The sequence below is a fragment of the Photobacterium sp. R1 genome (genome assembly GCF_054600795.1).
Map to the genome: position 1 here is coordinate 1 of NZ_BAAHZP010000216.1, position 365 is coordinate 365.

Consider the following 365-nt stretch of genomic DNA (forward strand, 5'->3'; position numbering starts at 1 on the left):
TGGCAAGGGGATGAAAAAAGACTGCTGAGCGAAGCCGCTGCGATAGAAACCGGATCGCTGCATCCGCTGGCGCAGGCTGTGATCGAACAAGCACGGCAGCAGGGTCTGGCGGTGCCGCATGCTGAAAGGCGTAAAGCTTTGCCCGGTCGCGGAATACAGGGTGTGATTGATGGCATTGTTATTCACCTTCTCGCCACAGACCGTCTTGACGATCCCGGTCGGATCACCCAATCCCAGCAGGCGGATATAGATAACCTGAGTGATGAAGGCAAAACGCTGGTGGTGGTGCTGCGCGATAACGTACCGGTCGGGCTGATCGCCTGGCGGGATAACCTGCGTGAAGATGCCCTGGAGGCGGTAGACAG

At 58.1% G+C, this 365-nt stretch carries 1 pseudogene; it reads left to right on the forward strand.

Annotated features, from left to right (window positions below):
• Positions 1-365: pseudogene (locus tag ACYP03_RS24735) on the forward strand (zinc/cadmium/mercury/lead-transporting ATPase); the annotation flags it as partial.